Genomic DNA, 16,417 nt, shown 5'->3' on the forward strand with positions numbered 1-16,417 from the left:
CCTGTGGGAGCCAGCCAAACCAATCATCAAAACCAAGACAGCTGCCCCACAGCGGATTTATGTCGATCACAAAACCTGTGGGAGCCAGCCTGCTGGCGATGAGGCCGGAACAAACAACTCAATCCATCCGGCTCAACGATGTCCAAAGAAGCTGCGCCGCATACCCCCGCCAAGGCCGCCAAACCTCAGCTCGCCTCAACAAATCCCGCGCCGTCACCGCCCCACCCTCAAGCGCCGCCAGCGCATTGATCAACCCCACATCCCCACTCGGAAACGCACCCATCTCCCGCAACTGGCGCAACGCAATGTACTGCGCCGTCCAGTCGCCAATCCCATGCAACGCCAGCAAGCGCGCCACACCACCCTCCCGTCCCGGCTCAAACAGCAGGGGATCGTCCAGCAACGCTTGAGCCACGCCGGACAAGGTCCGCCCGCGACTTTTCGGCATGCCCAACGTCGCCAGATCCGCTACCGCCAACACCGCTGCGTCAGGAAAAACATGAGTCAGTCCCGGCATCGGCGACTGCAAGGGCTGCCCATACTGCGCCACCAGTTTCCCCGCCAACTTGATCGCCGCACCCACGGTAATCTGCTGGCCGAGCACCGCACGAATCGCCAACTCCAGCCCATCCCACGCCCCAGGCACCCGTAGCCCCGGACGCTCCGCAATCAACCGTTGCATCAACGGATCACTCGCCAACTGCCGATGCATCGCCGGCAAATCCGCATCCAGATCAAACATCCGCCGCAGCCGCGCGACGATCTGCGGCACGGCAGCCGGATCAGGAAAATCCAGCGTCACTTCCAACGCATCGCCCGCCACCGGCCTGATCGAAAACCTGCCGTGAACACCGTTCAACCCGATGCTTCGCGAATAAACGCCATCGATTACCGTCTCCATTCCGGCCACCGCCCGCGCCGACAAAAATTCCAGCATCGCCGACCAGTCATACGGCGGTTGATACGCCAGCAGCACCCTCACAACGACAGCAACCCGCTGTACAACCCGTACGCCGCCAGCCCTGCCCCGGAAATGACGCAGGTAAAAATCCCTTTCTCGATAGGCGTGAATAACGGCTCGCCTTGCTCATGCTTGGCCTTGGCAAACAAGATCACCCCCGGCGCATACAACAGCGCCGACAGCAGCAAATATTTCACCCCGCCCGCATACAACAACCACACCGCGTAACCCAGGGCGATGCCGCCAATCATCAGGTCCTTGGTCCGTTCGGCCGACGCGTGTTCGTAGGTTTCGCCGCGTCCGCTCAACAGCACCGCGTACGCCGCCGACCACAGGTACGGCACCAGAATCATCGACGAGGCGAGGTAGATCAGGCTGGTGTAAGTGCCAGCGGAAAACAGCGTGATCAGCAGGAAAATCTGGATCATCACATTGGTCAGCCACAACGCATTGACCGGCACATGGTTAGCGTTTTCCTTGGTCAGGAAGGCCGGCATGGTTTTGTCTTTGGCCGTGGCGAAGAGGATTTCAGCGCAGAGCAGCGCCCAGGACAACAATGCACCGAGCAGCGAAATCGCCAGGCCGATGCTGATCAGCAGCGCACCCCAAGGGCCGACGATATGTTCCAGCACCGCCGCCAGCGACGGGTTCTGCAAGGTGGCCAGTTCGGGCTGGCTCATGATCCCCAGGGACAACACGTTCACCAGCACCAGCAACGCCAACACGCCGAGAAAACCGATGACCGTGGCCCGACCGACATCCGAGCGTTTCTCCGCTCTCGCCGAATACACACTGGCGCCTTCAATGCCGATGAACACGAACACGGTGACCAGCATCATGTTGCGCACCTGGTCCATCACGCCGCCAAAATTCGGGTTGCTGCGGCCCCAGATGTCGCGGGTGAAGATGTCCGCCTTGAAGGCTACGGCGGCGATGACGATGAACATAATCAGCGGCACGATCTTGGCCACGGTGGTCAGTTGGTTGATGAAGGTCGCCTCCTTGATCCCGCGCATCACCAGAAAATGCACGGCCCACAGCAACACCGAGGCGCAGCCGATGGCGATTGGCGTGTTGCCCTGGCCAAATATTGGAAAGAAATAACCGAGGGTGCTGAACAGCAACACGAAATAACCGACGTTGCCCAGCCAGGCACTGATCCAGTAACCCCAGGCCGATGAGAATCCCATGTAATCGCCGAAACCGGCCTTGGCGTAGGCGTACACCCCGGAATCCAGTTCAGGTTTGCGATTGGCCAGGGTCTGGAACACGAAGGCCAGGGTCAACATGCCCACAGCGGTGATCGCCCACCCAATCAAGATCGCCCCGGCATCGGCACGGGTGGCCATGTTTTGCGGCAAGGAAAAAATCCCGCCGCCGATCATCGAACCTACTACCAGGGCGATCAGCGCACTCAAGCGAAGTTTTCGCGTCGGTTGCGACATCCTGCATCCCCTTTTTCACGGCATCGGCACACATGGATAACTTTAATTAAATGGATAACGGGGTTTACCGTTTATTAAATATCGGCAAATACCGCCTTTTATTTATAGCCGATGTTTCTATGGCAATCGGTGAGTAACAGTTTTGTGTGTCAATCCTGATAAATCAATTCCGTACTGAAACAGACGGCAAAATTTGCGTAAACACGAAAACGAACTAGCTTTAAAACTCCTTGTACTAAGCGCTATTCCTGCTTGATCTGGCCGAGGCCTCTGTACAGGGCTTTTCCGGCAATACCGTTATGCCCGGAAAAGATTCATAAGTCTTTCATTAACAATGGAATGTGCCGATGTACTGATCCACGTCAGCTAATTGAATAGCTAACAGAATTAATCTGTTGTCTCTCTTCTCCTGCATTGGAGTCATGCAATGTCTGAATCCCCCGCAAAACTGAAACTCGGCGCACTTGTCGCGTTGGTTGTCGGCTCAATGATTGGTGGCGGGATCTTCTCTTTGCCGCAGAACATGGCCGCCAGTGCCGACGTCGGTGCCGTGCTGATCGGTTGGGCCATCACCGCAGTCGGGATGCTGACCCTCGCGTTTGTCTTCCAGACTCTTGCCAATCGAAAACCTGACCTGGACGGCGGTGTCTACGCCTACGCCAAGGCCGGGTTCGGCGACTACATGGGTTTCTCGTCCGCATGGGGTTACTGGATCAGTGCCTGGCTGGGTAACGTCGGCTACTTCGTTCTGCTGTTCAGCACCCTCGGCTACTTCTTTCCGATCTTCGGCGAAGGCAACACCGTGGCTGCCGTAATTGGTGCGTCGGTGCTGCTCTGGGGTGTGCATTTCCTCGTGCTGCGGGGGATCAAGGAAGCGGCATTCATCAACCTGGTGACCACCGTCGCCAAGATCGTGCCGCTGCTGCTGTTTGTGCTGATCGCGATTTTTGCGTTCAAACTGGACATCTTCACCGCTGACATCTGGGGCGTGAAAAACCCGGACCTGGGCAGCGTGATGAACCAGGTGCGCAACATGATGCTGGTCACCGTCTGGGTGTTCATCGGCATCGAAGGCGCGAGCATCTTCTCGGCCCGCGCGGAAAAACGCAGCGATGTGGGTAAGGCCACCGTGATCGGTTTCATCACCGTGCTGCTGTTCCTGGTGCTGGTGAATGTGCTGTCGCTGGGCATCATGACCCAACCGGAACTGGCCAAACTGCAGAACCCGTCGATGGCCGCCGTGCTGGAACATATCGTCGGTCCGTGGGGCGCGGCGCTGATCAGCATCGGCCTGATCATTTCTCTGCTCGGCGCGTTGCTGTCATGGGTGCTGCTGTGTGCGGAGATCATGTTCGCCGCCGCCAAGGACCACACCATGCCGGCGTTCCTGCGCAAGGAGAACGCCAACCATGTGCCGGTCAACGCCTTGTGGCTGACCAACGCGATGGTGCAGCTGTTCCTGATCATCACCCTGTTTTCCGCCAGCACTTACCTGTCGCTGATCTACCTCGCCACTTCGATGATTCTGGTGCCGTACCTGTGGTCCGCAGCCTACGCCCTGTTGCTGGCGGTGCGCGGCGAGAGCTATGAAAACGCAGCGGCCGAACGCAGCAAAGACCTGTTCATCGGCGCCGTCGCGTTGATTTACGCGATCTGGCTGATCTATGCCGGTGGCGTCAAATACCTGCTGCTCTCCGCCCTGCTCTATGCCCCCGGCGCGATCCTGTTCGCCAAGGCCAAGCTTGAAGTCAACAAACCGGTTTTCACCAACGTCGAGAAGCTGATTTTCGCCGCAGTCGTCGTGGGCGCCCTGGTGGCGGCCTACGGACTGTATGACGGCTTCCTGACCCTGTAACACACGACTTGTTTTGTCATCTGGAGGATCACTGTAATGACCACGGAAAAAGTTAAGTACGGCGTACATTCCGAAGCCGGCAAACTGCGTAAAGTCATGGTTTGCTCCCCCGGCCTGGCCCATCAGAGGCTGACCCCGAACAACTGCGACGAACTGCTTTTCGATGATGTGCTGTGGGTCGCCCAGGCCAAGCGTGACCATTTCGACTTCGTCACCAAAATGCGTGAACGCAATATCGATGTACTGGAAATGCACAACCTGCTGACCGACATCGTCGCCATCCCCGAAGCCCTCGACTGGATTCTGGAACGCAAGGTCACCGCCAACTCGGTCGGCCTGGGTCTGATCAACGAAGTGGGTTCGTGGTTGCGCAGCCTGGAGCCGCGCAAGATCGCCGAGTTCCTGATTGGCGGTGTTTCCGCTGACGACTTGCCGGACAGCTTCGGCGGCAAGACCATCCAGATGTTCCGCGACTTCCTCGGCCACTCAAGCTTCATTCTGCCGCCGCTGCCCAACACCCAGTTCACCCGCGACACCACCTGCTGGATCTACGGCGGCGTGACGCTGAATCCGATGTACTGGCCAGCGCGTCGTCAGGAAACCCTGTTGGCCGCCGCCATTTATAAATTCCACCCACAGTTCACCAACGCCGACTTCGAAATCTGGTACGGCGACCCGGACCAGGAACACGGTAGCTCCACCCTTGAAGGCGGCGACGTGATGCCGATCGGCAACGGTGTGGTGTTGATCGGCATGGGCGAGCGCTCGTCCCGCCAAGCCATCGGCCAACTGGCAGTGAACCTGTTCAAGAACAACGCCGTCGAGAAAGTCATTGTCGCCGGCCTGCCGAAGTCCCGCGCGGCGATGCACCTGGACACGGTGTTCAGCTTCTGCGACCGCGACCTGGTCACGATCTTCCCGGAAGTGGTGAACCAGATCGTCGCCTTCAGCCTGCGCCCTGACGAAAGCAAACCGGGCGGTATCGACATTCGCCGCGAAGAAACCAGCTTCCTCGACACCGTGGCCAAGGCCCTCAATCTCAAAGCGCTGCGTGTGGTGGAAACCGGCGGCAACAGCTTCGCCGCCGAACGCGAGCAATGGGACGACGGCAACAACGTGGTCGCCGTGGAGCCTGGCGTGGTGATCGGTTATGACCGCAATACCTACACCAACACCCTGCTGCGCAAGGCCGGTGTGGAAGTTATCACCATCAGCGCCGGCGAACTGGGACGCGGTCGTGGCGGCGGCCATTGCATGACCTGCCCGATCATCCGCGACCCTATCGACTATTAATTCTTATGCCCTGCTTCGCGCTCATAAAGCGTGAAGCAGGCGGATAACCGAAACCCAAGGAGATCCAAAATGGCTTTCAACATGCGCAACCGCAGCTTGCTCTCGCTGATGCACCACACGACTCGCGAGCTGCACTACCTGCTGGACCTTTCCCGCGACCTCAAACGCGCCAAATACACCGGCACCGAGCGTCCGCACCTGCAAGGCAAGAACATCGCCCTGATCTTCGAAAAAACCTCGACCCGCACCCGTTGCGCCTTCGAAGTCGCGGCCCATGACCAAGGCGCCCACGTCACCTACATCGACCCGGTGTCCTCGCAGATCGGTCACAAGGAAAGCATGAAAGACACCGCCCGCGTGCTGGGGCGGATGTTCGATGCCATCGAGTACCGCGGCTTCGAACAGGAAATCGTCGAGGAGCTGGCCAAGTTCGCCGGTGTGCCGGTGTTCAACGGCCTGACCGCCGAATTCCACCCGACGCAAATGATCGCCGACACCCTGACTATGCGTGAGCACAGCGACAAGCCGCTGCACGACATCAGCTACGCCTACCTCGGCGACGCACGCTACAACATGGGCAACTCGCTGCTGATGATCGGCGCCAAACTCGGCATGGACGTGCGCATCGCCGCACCCAAAGCCTTGTGGCCGCACGCGGATTTCATCGCCCAGTGCAAAGCCTTCGCCGAGGAAAGCGGCGCACGTATCACCATCACCGAAGACCCGAAAGAGGCAGTCAAGGGCGTGGACTTCATCCACACCGATATCTGGGTGTCGATGGGTGAGCCGGTGGAAGCGTGGGACGAGCGCATCGAGCAACTGCTGCCGTACCAGGTCAACGCCGCGATGATGAAAGCCTCTGGCAATCCGCGCGTGAAATTCATGCACTGCCTGCCGGCGTTCCACAACAGCGAAACCAAGGTCGGCAAAGACATCGCCGCACGCTATCCGAACCTGGCCAACGGCGTCGAGGTGACTGAAGAAGTCTTCGAATCGCCGGCCAACATCGCCTTCGAGCAAGCGGAAAACCGCATGCACACGATCAAGGCGATCCTGGTGTCGGCGTTGGCGGATATCTAACGGCTCACCGGCTCCCACTGACGAAACACGGTCAATGTGGGAGCTGGCCTGCCAGCGATGGCAGCGCCGCGGTGCATCTGACAGACCGCGGCGATCCAATCGCGAGCAGGCTCGCTCCCACAGGGTCAGGGTTCCATCGACAGACCGAGTTGCCCGCTTACTGCTCTTTTAGAAGGACTGCATTATGCGTATCGTCGTTGCTCTGGGCGGTAACGCCCTGCTCCGCCGTGGTGAACCCATGACCGCGGACAATCAACGCGCCAACATCCGGATTGCCACCGAACAGATCGCCAGGATTTATGCCGGCAACGAATTGGTGATCGCTCACGGTAATGGCCCGCAGGTCGGCCTGCTGTCGCTGCAAGCCGCCGCCTACACCTCGGTTTCGCCTTATCCGCTGGACGTGCTCGGTGCCGAAACCGAAGGCATGATCGGCTACATCATCGAACAAGAACTGGGCAATCTGCTCGACTTCGAAGTGCCGTTCGCGACCTTGCTGACCCAGGTTGAAGTCGATGCCAACGACCCGGCCTTCCAGAACCCCACCAAACCCATTGGCCCGGTCTACGCCAAGGCTGAAGCGGAAAAACTTGCCGCCGAGAAAGGCTGGGCGATTGCCCCGGACGGCGACAAATACCGTCGCGTGGTGGCCAGCCCCAGGCCGAAACGCATCTTCGAAATCCGTCCGATCAAATGGCTGCTGGAAAAAGGCAGCATCGTGATCTGCGCTGGCGGCGGTGGCATTCCAACGATGTACGGCGCCCACGGCAAGCTGCAAGGCGTGGAAGCGGTGATCGACAAGGACCTGTGCTCGGCGCTGCTGGCCGAACAGCTTGAATGCGATCTGCTGGTGATCGCCACCGACGTCAACGCAGCGTTCATCGATTACGGTAAACCCACCCAGAAAGCCATCGCCCAGGCCCACCCCGACGAAATGGAAAAACTCGGCTTCGCAGCCGGCTCCATGGGACCAAAGGTCCAGGCAGCCTGCGAGTTCGCCCGCCATACTGGAAAAACTGCGGTGATCGGTTCACTCTCGGACATCGAAGCGATCGTCCAGGGTACGGCCGGTACGCGCATCAGTACGGCGACACCTGGCATTACTTATTTGTGAGGAGAAACAGCAATGGCAACGTTTGAGCCCGGTCAATTACACATCGAGCGCCACGCGCTGAACGAGGACGATGTCAGCTATAACCTGCATCTGGACTATGAAGTTGTAAATGATCCCAAGGAAAGCAAAGGGATGCAGTTCACATTACATGGTTCGATCCAGGGCAAGGACATGACGGAAACGTTCTTCCTCCCCAAGGACCAGGCCTACAACTTTGCCAGCAACGTCACAAAAATTCTTGAAAAGAACGGCATCCCCAAAGTGCACAGCAGCCTCGGTTCAAGTCACAAGTTCTACGACCTGATGTTTGAGGATGTGCGGGTGCAGCTGGACATGAAATCGGGCGACCCGGTCAAACCCGAACACCTGGAGTAACCCACTGCCCCTGTGGGAGCGGGCTTGCTCGCGAAGGCGTCCTGACAGTCGACATCGATAGCGACTGACACGCCGCCTTCGCGAGCAAGCCCGCTCCCACATTGGTTCGGTGTTGCCCTGAAGTCCTGCGCAGGATTTCACCATTCGCCCGCCCCAAGGCATACTTGCCACCCTCCGCACGTCAGATTAAAAAACCGCCCCATGCGTATCCACGTCAGCTTCATCGACCGCGTCGGCATCACCCAGGAAGTCCTGGCCCTGCTCGGTGGGCGTAATCTCAATCTGGATGCGGTGGAAATGGTCCCGCCCAACGTTTACATCGACGCCCCGACCCTGAGCCCGGAAGTGCTCGAAGAGCTGCGCGATGCGTTGCTCAGTGTGCGTGGCGTGCAAGCGATGACGGTGGTCGACATCCTGCCCGGACAACGTCGGCACTTGCAGCTCGATGCGCTGCTCGCCGCCATGACCGACCCGGTGCTGGCCCTGGACAGCGACGGCAAGGTGTTGCTGGCCAACCCGGCGCTGATCGCTTTGTATGGGCGTGAACCGGCCGGTGAAAGCGTCGCCGACCTGTTTGCCGACCCGGCGCTGCTCGGCGCACTGCTGGAGCACGGCTTTCGCCTTCCGCTGCGCGAGATCACCGTCAACGGCCAGACCCTGCTGCTGGACGCCACCCCGATCACCGACGCTGGCGCCCTGCTGACCCTGTATCAACCGAACCGCATCGGTGAACGCCTCTCGGCGCTGCACCACGACCATGCCGAAGGGTTCGATGCGTTGCTGGGCGAGTCCCCGGCGATTCGTACGCTCAAGGCGCGCGCCCAGCGTGTGGCGACACTGGATGCACCGCTGTTGATCCAGGGCGAAACCGGCACCGGCAAAGAACTGGTGGCGCGGGCCTGCCATGCCATCAGCGCCCGGCACAGTTCGCCGTTCCTCGCGCTGAACTGTGCGGCATTGCCGGAGAACCTCGCCGAAAGCGAACTGTTCGGCTATGCCCCCGGCGCCTTCACCGGCGCGCAACGGGGCGGCAAACCGGGACTGATGGAACTGGCGAACCAGGGCACGGTGTTTCTCGATGAAATCGGCGAGATGTCGCCGTACTTGCAGGCGAAGTTGCTGCGTTTTTTGAACGATGGCAGCTTCCGTCGGGTGGGCGGTGATCGAGAGGTCAAGGTCAATGTACGGATCCTCAGCGCGACTCACCGCAATCTGGAAAAAATGGTCAGCGAAGGTGCGTTCCGCGAAGACTTGTTCTATCGCCTCAACGTCCTGAATGTCGAAGTCCCGCCCCTGCGCGAACGCGGCCAGGACATCCTGCTGCTGGCCCGCTATTTCATGCAGCAGGCCTGCGCGCAGATCCAGCGCCCGGTCTGTCGCCTGGCACCGGGCACCTACCCCGCGCTGCTGGGCAACCGCTGGCCGGGCAACGTGCGGCAATTGCAGAACGTGATCTTCCGCGCGGCGGCGATTTGCGAAAGCAGCCTGGTGGACATCGGCGACCTCGACATCGCCGGCACTTCCGTGGCGCGCCAGAGTGACAGCGACGTCGACAGCCTTGAACAGGCGATGGAAGAGTTTGAGAAGACCCTGCTGGAAAAACTGTACGTCAGCTATCCCTCGACCCGGCAACTGGCGAGCCGGCTGCAAACTTCTCACACCGCGATTGCCCATCGGTTGCGCAAGTACGGCATTCCCAATAAGCCCTGAAATTGCCCAAACACACCGTAGCCCCCTGTGGGAGCCAGCCTGCTGGCGATTGCGGTGCGGCAGGCAAAAAGATGTCGACTGACATAACCTCATCGCCAGCAGGCTGGCTCCCACAGGTTCTGTATACAGACTGATTCCTTCTCAAAAACGACCTCCATCTGTACTGAAAGCGCTACACCGGAACGATATCGATACACCCTCCCCCGATCACCGCTGTGCAAGGCTTTGATCCACCTAGGCTTTTTTCTTTGCCTCCTGCTGTAGCGATTTCGCTACAGACATCGACTCCCCGCTCTCCGCCATACGACCTAAGCAATTGATTTATAACGATAAAAAAACATTGGCCGCGAAATTGCTTAGTAACCCGCCATAAAGCAGGGCTTTAGCCCAAGCATTCAATCGCGTCCACCAGACGAGTCTGGCCCCCTTAGGAGTTTCCATGAGCGAATTGCGTTTTACTGAAGATCACGAATGGCTGCGCACCGAAGCTGACGGCAGCGTTACAGTCGGCATCACTGCTTTCGCACAGAACGCCCTGGGCGACGTGGTTTTCGTACAACTGCCTGAGCTGCAGTCCTACGACAAAGGCGCCGAAGCCGCCACCGTTGAATCGGTAAAAGCCGCCAGCGGCGTGTACATGCCACTCGACGGTGAAGTGCTGGAAGTGAACCCGGCACTCGACAGCAGCCCTGAACTGGTCAACGAAGATCCGCTGGGCGAAGGCTGGTTCTTCCGCTTCCAGCCAAGCGACGCCTCGGCTGTCGCCAAACTGCTGGATCAGGACGCCTACGACCGTCTGATCAAAGCCAACGCTGAAGCCTGAGGAGCGCTGACATGACTCAAATCAACCTGACCACCGCCAACGAATTCATCGCCCGCCACATCGGCCCGCGTTCCGGCGACGAGCAAGCGATGCTCAACAGCCTCGGCTTTGATTCGCTGGAAGCCCTGAGCGCCAGCGTCATTCCGGACAGCATCAAAGGCACCAGCGTCCTAGGCCTCGAAGACGGCCTGAGCGAAGCCGATGCCCTGGCGTTGATCAAATCCATCGCCGGCAAAAACCAGCTGTTCAAGACTTACATCGGCCAGGGCTACTACGGCACGCACACGCCGTCGCCGATCCTGCGCAACCTGCTGGAAAACCCGGCCTGGTACACCGCGTACACCCCGTACCAGCCGGAGATTTCCCAGGGCCGCCTCGAAGCGCTGCTGAACTTCCAGACCCTGATCAGCGACCTCACCGGCCTGCCGATCGCCAACGCCTCGCTGCTGGATGAAGCCACCGCCGCCGCTGAAGCGATGACCTTCTGCAAACGCCTGAGCAAGAACAAGGGTAGCCACGCCTTCTTCGCGTCCGTGCATTGCCACCCACAGACCCTCGACGTGCTGCGCACCCGTGCCGAGCCGCTGGGCATCGACGTGGTTGTTGGCGACGAGCTTGAACTGACTGACGTGACGCCGTTCTTCGGCGCCCTGCTGCAATACCCGGCAAGCAATGGCGATGTATTCGACTATCGCGAACTGACCGAACGCTTCCACGCCGCCAATGCGCTGGTGGCGGTCGCCGCCGACCTGCTGGCCCTGACCGTGCTGACCCCACCGGGCGAATTCGGTGCCGACGTGGCCATCGGCAGCGCGCAACGCTTCGGCGTGCCACTGGGCTTTGGTGGCCCGCACGCGGCCTACTTCTCCACTAAAGATGCATTCAAGCGCGACATGCCGGGCCGTCTGGTCGGCGTCTCCGTGGACCGCTTCGGCAAGCCGGCCCTGCGCCTGGCGATGCAGACCCGCGAGCAACACATCCGACGCGAGAAGGCCACCAGCAACATCTGCACCGCTCAGGTTCTGCTGGCCAACATCGCCAGCATGTACGCCGTGTACCACGGCCCGAAAGGCCTGACGCAGATCGCCAACCGTGTGCATCACCTGACCGCGATTCTGGCTCAAGGCCTGAAAGCAATCGGTCTGAACGTCGAGCAAGCGAACTTCTTCGACACCCTGACGATCAACACCGGCGCTAACACTGCCGCGTTGCACGACAAGGCGCGCGCCCAGCAGATCAACCTGCGTGTGGTCGATGCCGAGCGTCTGGGCCTGTCCCTCGACGAAACCACCTCGCAAGCTGACGTGGAAAACCTGTGGGCCCTGCTCGCCGACGGCAAAACCCTGCCGGACTTCACGGCATTGGCTGCTACCGTTCAAAGCACGATCCCGGCCACCCTGGTGCGCCAGTCGCCAATCCTCAGCCACCCGGTGTTCAACCGTTACCACTCGGAAACCGAGTTGATGCGCTACCTGCGCAAGCTCGCCGACAAGGACCTGGCGCTGGATCGCACCATGATTCCGCTGGGTTCGTGCACCATGAAACTCAACGCCGCCAGCGAAATGATCCCGGTGACCTGGGCTGAATTTGGTGCCCTGCACCCGTTCGCTCCGGTCGAGCAAAGTGCCGGCTACCAGCAGCTGACCGATGAACTGGAAGCGATGCTCTGCGCCGCTACCGGTTACGACGCGATCTCCCTGCAACCGAACGCCGGTTCCCAAGGCGAGTACGCTGGCTTGCTGGCGATTCGTGCCTATCATCAGAGCCGTGGCGAAGACCGTCGCGATATCTGCCTGATTCCGTCCTCGGCCCACGGCACCAACCCCGCCACCGCCAACATGGCCGGCATGCGTGTCGTCGTGACGGCTTGCGATGCCCGTGGCAACGTCGACATCGAAGACCTGCGCGCCAAGGCCATCGAGCACCGCGAGCATCTCGCGGCATTGATGATCACCTATCCGTCGACCCACGGCGTGTTCGAAGAAGGCATCCGCGAAATCTGCGGCATCATTCATGACCACGGCGGCCAGGTGTACATCGACGGCGCCAACATGAACGCGATGGTCGGCCTCTGCGCACCGGGCAAGTTCGGCGGCGACGTGTCGCACCTGAACCTGCACAAGACTTTCTGTATCCCGCACGGCGGTGGCGGCCCGGGCGTCGGCCCGATTGGCGTGAAATCGCACCTGACCCCGTTCCTGCCGGGCCACGCGCAGATGGAGCGCAAGGAAGGTGCGGTCTGCGCGGCACCGTTCGGCAGCGCGAGCATTTTGCCGATCACCTGGATGTACATTCGGATGATGGGCGGCGCGGGTCTCAAGCGCGCTTCGCAACTGGCGATCCTCAATGCAAACTACATTTCCCGTCGTCTCGAAGAGCATTACCCAGTGCTCTACACCGGCAGCAACGGCCTGGTGGCGCACGAATGCATCCTCGACCTGCGTCCGTTGAAAGACAGCAGCGGCATCAGCGTCGATGACGTCGCCAAGCGCCTGATCGACTTCGGTTTCCACGCCCCGACCATGTCGTTCCCGGTGGCCGGCACGCTGATGATCGAACCGACCGAAAGTGAATCCAAGGAAGAACTGGACCGCTTCTGCGACGCCATGATCCGCATCCGCGAAGAAATCCGCGCAGTGGAAAACGGCACGCTGGACAAGGGCGACAACCCGCTGAAAAACGCTCCGCACACCGCGGCGGAAATCGTTGGCGAGTGGACCCATCCGTACAGCCGTGAGCAAGCGGTTTACCCGGTAGCGTCGCTGATCGAAGGCAAGTACTGGCCACCTGTCGGTCGTGTCGACAACGTCTTCGGCGATCGCAACCTGGTTTGCGCTTGCCCGTCGATCGAAAGCTACGCTTAAACCAATGAGGGGGCGGGTTTACTCGCCCCCCTTTCAAGAACACCACAAAACCCTGTGGGAGCTGGCCTGCCAGCGATAGCGGTGGATCAATCTCCATTTCTGTTGCCTGACACACTGCCATCGCTGGCAGGCCAGCTCCCACAGGGGAATACACCAAGCCTGATATTCCGCCATTCCTATAACAAGAAACCGGAGAACAACCATGTCGTTAAGCGTGTTCGACCTGTTCAAGATTGGCATCGGCCCCTCCAGCTCCCACACCGTCGGCCCGATGCGCGCCGCTGCACGTTTCGCCGAAGGCTTGCGCCGTGAAGGGCTGCTGGCGGCAACCACCTGCGTCAAAGTCGAGCTCTACGGCTCGCTCGGCGCCACCGGTAAAGGCCACGGCAGCGACAAAGCCGTGTTGCTCGGCCTGGAAGGCGAACACCCGGACACCGTGAACACCGAAACCGTCGCCGCCCGTCTGCAAGACATTCGCGGCAATGGTCGCTTGAACCTGCTCGGCGAACACAGCATTGCGTTCAACGAGAAAGAACACCTGGCGATGATTCGCAAACCGCTGGCCTATCACCCCAACGGCATGATCTTTCGCGCGTTCGACGCTGCCGGCCTGCAAGTCCGCAGCCGCGAGTACTACTCGGTTGGCGGCGGATTCGTGGTCGATGAAGACGCCGCCGGCGCTGACCGCATTGTCGAAGACGCCACGCCGCTAACCTTCCCGTTCAAAAGCGCCAAGGACCTGCTGGGTCATTGCGCCACGTACGGCTTGTCCATCAGTCAGGTGATGCTGACCAACGAAAGCGCCTGGCGCCCGGAAGCGGAAACCCGCGCCGGCCTGTTGAATATCTGGCAAGTGATGCAGGACTGCGTTGCCGCCGGTTGCCGCAATGAAGGGATCCTGCCGGGTGGTTTGAAGGTCAAACGTCGGGCCGCAGCGCTGCATCGGCAACTGTGCAAGAACCCGGAATCGTCGTTGCGCGACCCGCTGTCGGTGCTGGACTGGGTCAACCTGTACGCCCTGGCGGTCAACGAAGAAAACGCCAACGGCGGACGCGTCGTCACTGCGCCCACTAACGGTGCAGCAGGGATCGTTCCGGCGGTGCTGCATTACTACATGCGTTTCATCCCCGGGGCCAACGAAGATGGCGTCGTGCGCTTTCTGCTGACCGCCGCAGCGATCGGCATTCTCTACAAGGAAAACGCCTCGATTTCCGGTGCCGAAGTCGGGTGTCAGGGTGAAGTCGGCGTGGCCTGTTCCATGGCGGCCGGTGCGTTGTGCGAAGTGCTGGGTGGCAGCGTGCAACAAGTGGAAAACGCGGCCGAAATCGGTATGGAACACAACCTCGGCCTGACCTGCGATCCGATTGGCGGGCTGGTGCAAGTGCCTTGCATCGAGCGCAACGCCATGGGTTCGGTGAAAGCCATCAATGCGGTGCGCATGGCCCTGCGCGGCGACGGTCAGCACTTCGTCTCCCTCGACAAGGTCATCCGCACCATGCGCCAGACCGGCGCCGACATGAAAAGCAAATACAAGGAAACCGCCCGTGGCGGTTTGGCGGTCAACATTATCGAGTGCTGATGCTCACGCGCATCCGCACACTTTTCAGGAGCTGAATATGTCCACCGAACAATTGCTGAAAACCCCGCTGCACGCCCTGCACATTGAACTCGGAGCGCGCATGGTACCGTTCGCCGGCTACGACATGCCGGTGCAATACCCGCTGGGCGTGATGAAAGAACACCAGCACACCCGTGATCAGGCCGGGCTGTTCGATGTCTCGCACATGGGCCAGATCCGCCTGACCGGCGCCAATGCCGCCAAGGCTCTGGAAACACTGGTGCCGGTGGACATCATCGACTTGCCGGTGGGCATGCAGCGCTATGCGATGTTCACCAACGAAACCGGTGGCATCCTCGACGACCTGATGGTCGCCAACCTGGGTAACGACGAACTGTTCCTGGTGGTCAACGCCGCCTGCAAGGATCAGGACCTCGCGCATCTGCAAAAGCACATTGGCGATCAGTGCACGATCGAGCCGCTGTTCGAAGAACGCGCGCTGCTGGCCCTGCAAGGTCCGGCCGCGGTCACCGTACTTGCGCGCCTGGCACCTGAAGTGGCGAAGATGACCTTCATGCAGTTCACCCGCGTGAAATTGGTGGGTGTCGAGTGCTTTGTCAGCCGTTCGGGCTACACCGGTGAAGACGGTTTCGAAATCTCCGTACCCACCGCCAACGCTGAAGCCCTGGCTCGCGCCCTGCTGGCCGAACCTGAAGTGGCGGCCATCGGCCTTGGTGCTCGCGATTCGCTGCGCCTTGAAGCCGGCCTGTGCCTCTATGGCCACGACATGAACACCGAGACCACGCCGATCGAAGCCAGCCTGCTGTGGGCCATTTCCAAGCCACGTCGCGCTGATGGTGCGAGGGCCGGCGGCTTCCCTGGCGCCGAGACCGTGTTCGCTCAACAACAAGCCGGGGTCAGCCGCAAGCGTGTAGGCCTGCTGCCGCAGGAACGCACGCCAGTGCGTGAAGGCGCAGAAATCGTCAATGAAGCGGGCGACATCATCGGTACTGTTTGCAGCGGCGGCTTTGGTCCGACCTTGGGCGGTCCATTGGCCATGGGTTACCTCGACAGCGCTTATATCGCTATCGACACACCCGTCTGGGCGATTGTTCGTGGGAAAAAGGTGCCTTTGGTTGTAAGCAAAATGCCATTTGTTCCACAACGCTACTATCGCGGCTGATTGCCTGTTTCTATAAGTAACGCGGTTGCGTTAACAGTGCACTAATGTGTAACGCAACCGCCATAAAACAGTGCATGCCTTATCGGCAAGCTTCGATTATGAACGTTGCTTATAACGTTCGAAAACAATTGAACAACCCTATCGAATAAGCCAGCA

The 16,417-nt window shown here is 60.1% G+C and carries 12 protein-coding genes; 10 read left to right on the forward strand and 2 right to left on the reverse strand.

The features are described from left to right. Positions 1-118 precede the first annotated feature (118 nt). Positions 119-982 carry a DNA-3-methyladenine glycosylase family protein gene (locus ACA070_RS23725; RefSeq protein WP_497448565.1) on the reverse strand — a complete coding sequence of 288 codons (864 nt, stop codon included), beginning with the start codon at positions 980-982 and terminating at the stop codon, positions 119-121. Further along, positions 979-2,406, reverse strand: a complete 1,428-nt coding sequence (gene arcD, locus ACA070_RS23730) for an arginine-ornithine antiporter (protein WP_497448566.1) — start codon at positions 2,404-2,406, stop codon at positions 979-981. The genes ACA070_RS23725 and arcD (ACA070_RS23730) overlap by 4 nt, the downstream gene beginning before the upstream one ends. Positions 2,407-2,833: 427 nt before the next feature. Between arcD (ACA070_RS23730) and arcD (ACA070_RS23735) the strand changes: the two genes are divergently transcribed. The 10 genes from arcD (ACA070_RS23735) to gcvT all read left to right on the forward strand — a co-directional run bounded on the left by arcD (ACA070_RS23735) (position 2,834) and on the right by gcvT (position 16,261). Further along, positions 2,834-4,261, forward strand: coding sequence for an arginine-ornithine antiporter (gene arcD, locus ACA070_RS23735; protein ID WP_497448567.1), 1,428 nt, complete (start codon positions 2,834-2,836; stop codon positions 4,259-4,261). 36 nt (positions 4,262-4,297) lie between these two features. Continuing rightward, positions 4,298-5,554, forward strand: a complete 1,257-nt coding sequence (arcA, locus tag ACA070_RS23740; RefSeq protein WP_497448568.1) for an arginine deiminase — start codon at positions 4,298-4,300, stop codon at positions 5,552-5,554. Positions 5,555-5,623: 69 nt separating this feature from the next. Further along, positions 5,624-6,634: an ornithine carbamoyltransferase gene (locus ACA070_RS23745; protein WP_497448569.1), complete on the forward strand. Its 1,011-nt coding sequence runs from the start codon at positions 5,624-5,626 to the stop codon at positions 6,632-6,634. A gap of 184 nt (positions 6,635-6,818) precedes the next feature. Next, on the forward strand, positions 6,819-7,748 hold the full coding sequence (gene arcC, locus ACA070_RS23750; RefSeq protein WP_497448570.1) for a carbamate kinase: 930 nt from the start codon (positions 6,819-6,821) through the stop codon (positions 7,746-7,748). Between the two features lie 12 nt (positions 7,749-7,760). After that, positions 7,761-8,123, forward strand: a complete 363-nt coding sequence (locus ACA070_RS23755; protein WP_497448571.1) for a DUF5064 family protein — start codon at positions 7,761-7,763, stop codon at positions 8,121-8,123. A 201-nt stretch (positions 8,124-8,324) separates the two neighbouring features. Next, entirely contained in the window at positions 8,325-9,833 is a 1,509-nt protein-coding gene (gene gcsR, locus ACA070_RS23760) for a transcriptional regulator GcsR (protein WP_497448572.1), read from the forward strand. 439 nt (positions 9,834-10,272) lie between these two features. Beyond that, positions 10,273-10,656, forward strand: a complete 384-nt coding sequence (gene gcvH, locus ACA070_RS23765; protein WP_033056841.1) for a glycine cleavage system protein GcvH — start codon at positions 10,273-10,275, stop codon at positions 10,654-10,656. 11 nt (positions 10,657-10,667) lie between these two features. After that, positions 10,668-13,520 (forward strand): aminomethyl-transferring glycine dehydrogenase, encoded by a 2,853-nt coding sequence (gene gcvP / locus ACA070_RS23770; protein WP_497448573.1) that lies wholly within the window; start codon positions 10,668-10,670, stop codon positions 13,518-13,520. A 202-nt stretch (positions 13,521-13,722) separates the two neighbouring features. Further along, positions 13,723-15,099 (forward strand): L-serine ammonia-lyase, encoded by a 1,377-nt coding sequence (locus tag ACA070_RS23775; RefSeq protein WP_497448574.1) that lies wholly within the window; start codon positions 13,723-13,725, stop codon positions 15,097-15,099. Positions 15,100-15,136: 37 nt separating this feature from the next. After that, positions 15,137-16,261, forward strand: a complete 1,125-nt coding sequence (gene gcvT / locus ACA070_RS23780) for a glycine cleavage system aminomethyltransferase GcvT (RefSeq protein WP_497448575.1) — start codon at positions 15,137-15,139, stop codon at positions 16,259-16,261. The last annotated feature ends 156 nt before the right edge of the window (positions 16,262-16,417 follow it).

The sequence above is a fragment of the Pseudomonas sp. LBUM1678 genome, assembly GCF_059695575.1.

Excerpts from the sequence above, each read along its gene's own strand:
- gcsR (WP_497448572.1), top strand. The coding sequence starts at position 8,325 with ATGCGTATCCACGTCAGCTTCATCGACCGCGTCGGCATCACCCAGGAA.
- gcvT (WP_497448575.1), top strand. The coding sequence starts at position 15,137 with ATGTCCACCGAACAATTGCTGAAAACCCCGCTGCACGCCCTGCACATT.
- arcC (WP_497448570.1), top strand. The coding sequence starts at position 6,819 with ATGCGTATCGTCGTTGCTCTGGGCGGTAACGCCCTGCTCCGCCGTGGT.
- ACA070_RS23755 (WP_497448571.1), top strand. The coding sequence starts at position 7,761 with ATGGCAACGTTTGAGCCCGGTCAATTACACATCGAGCGCCACGCGCTG.
- gcvH (WP_033056841.1), top strand. The coding sequence starts at position 10,273 with ATGAGCGAATTGCGTTTTACTGAAGATCACGAATGGCTGCGCACCGAA.
- ACA070_RS23745 (WP_497448569.1), top strand. The coding sequence starts at position 5,624 with ATGGCTTTCAACATGCGCAACCGCAGCTTGCTCTCGCTGATGCACCAC.
- gcvP (WP_497448573.1), top strand. The coding sequence starts at position 10,668 with ATGACTCAAATCAACCTGACCACCGCCAACGAATTCATCGCCCGCCAC.
- arcD (WP_497448566.1), bottom strand. The coding sequence starts at position 2,406 with ATGTCGCAACCGACGCGAAAACTTCGCTTGAGTGCGCTGATCGCCCTG.
- arcA (WP_497448568.1), top strand. The coding sequence starts at position 4,298 with ATGACCACGGAAAAAGTTAAGTACGGCGTACATTCCGAAGCCGGCAAA.
- arcD (WP_497448567.1), top strand. The coding sequence starts at position 2,834 with ATGTCTGAATCCCCCGCAAAACTGAAACTCGGCGCACTTGTCGCGTTG.
- ACA070_RS23775 (WP_497448574.1), top strand. The coding sequence starts at position 13,723 with ATGTCGTTAAGCGTGTTCGACCTGTTCAAGATTGGCATCGGCCCCTCC.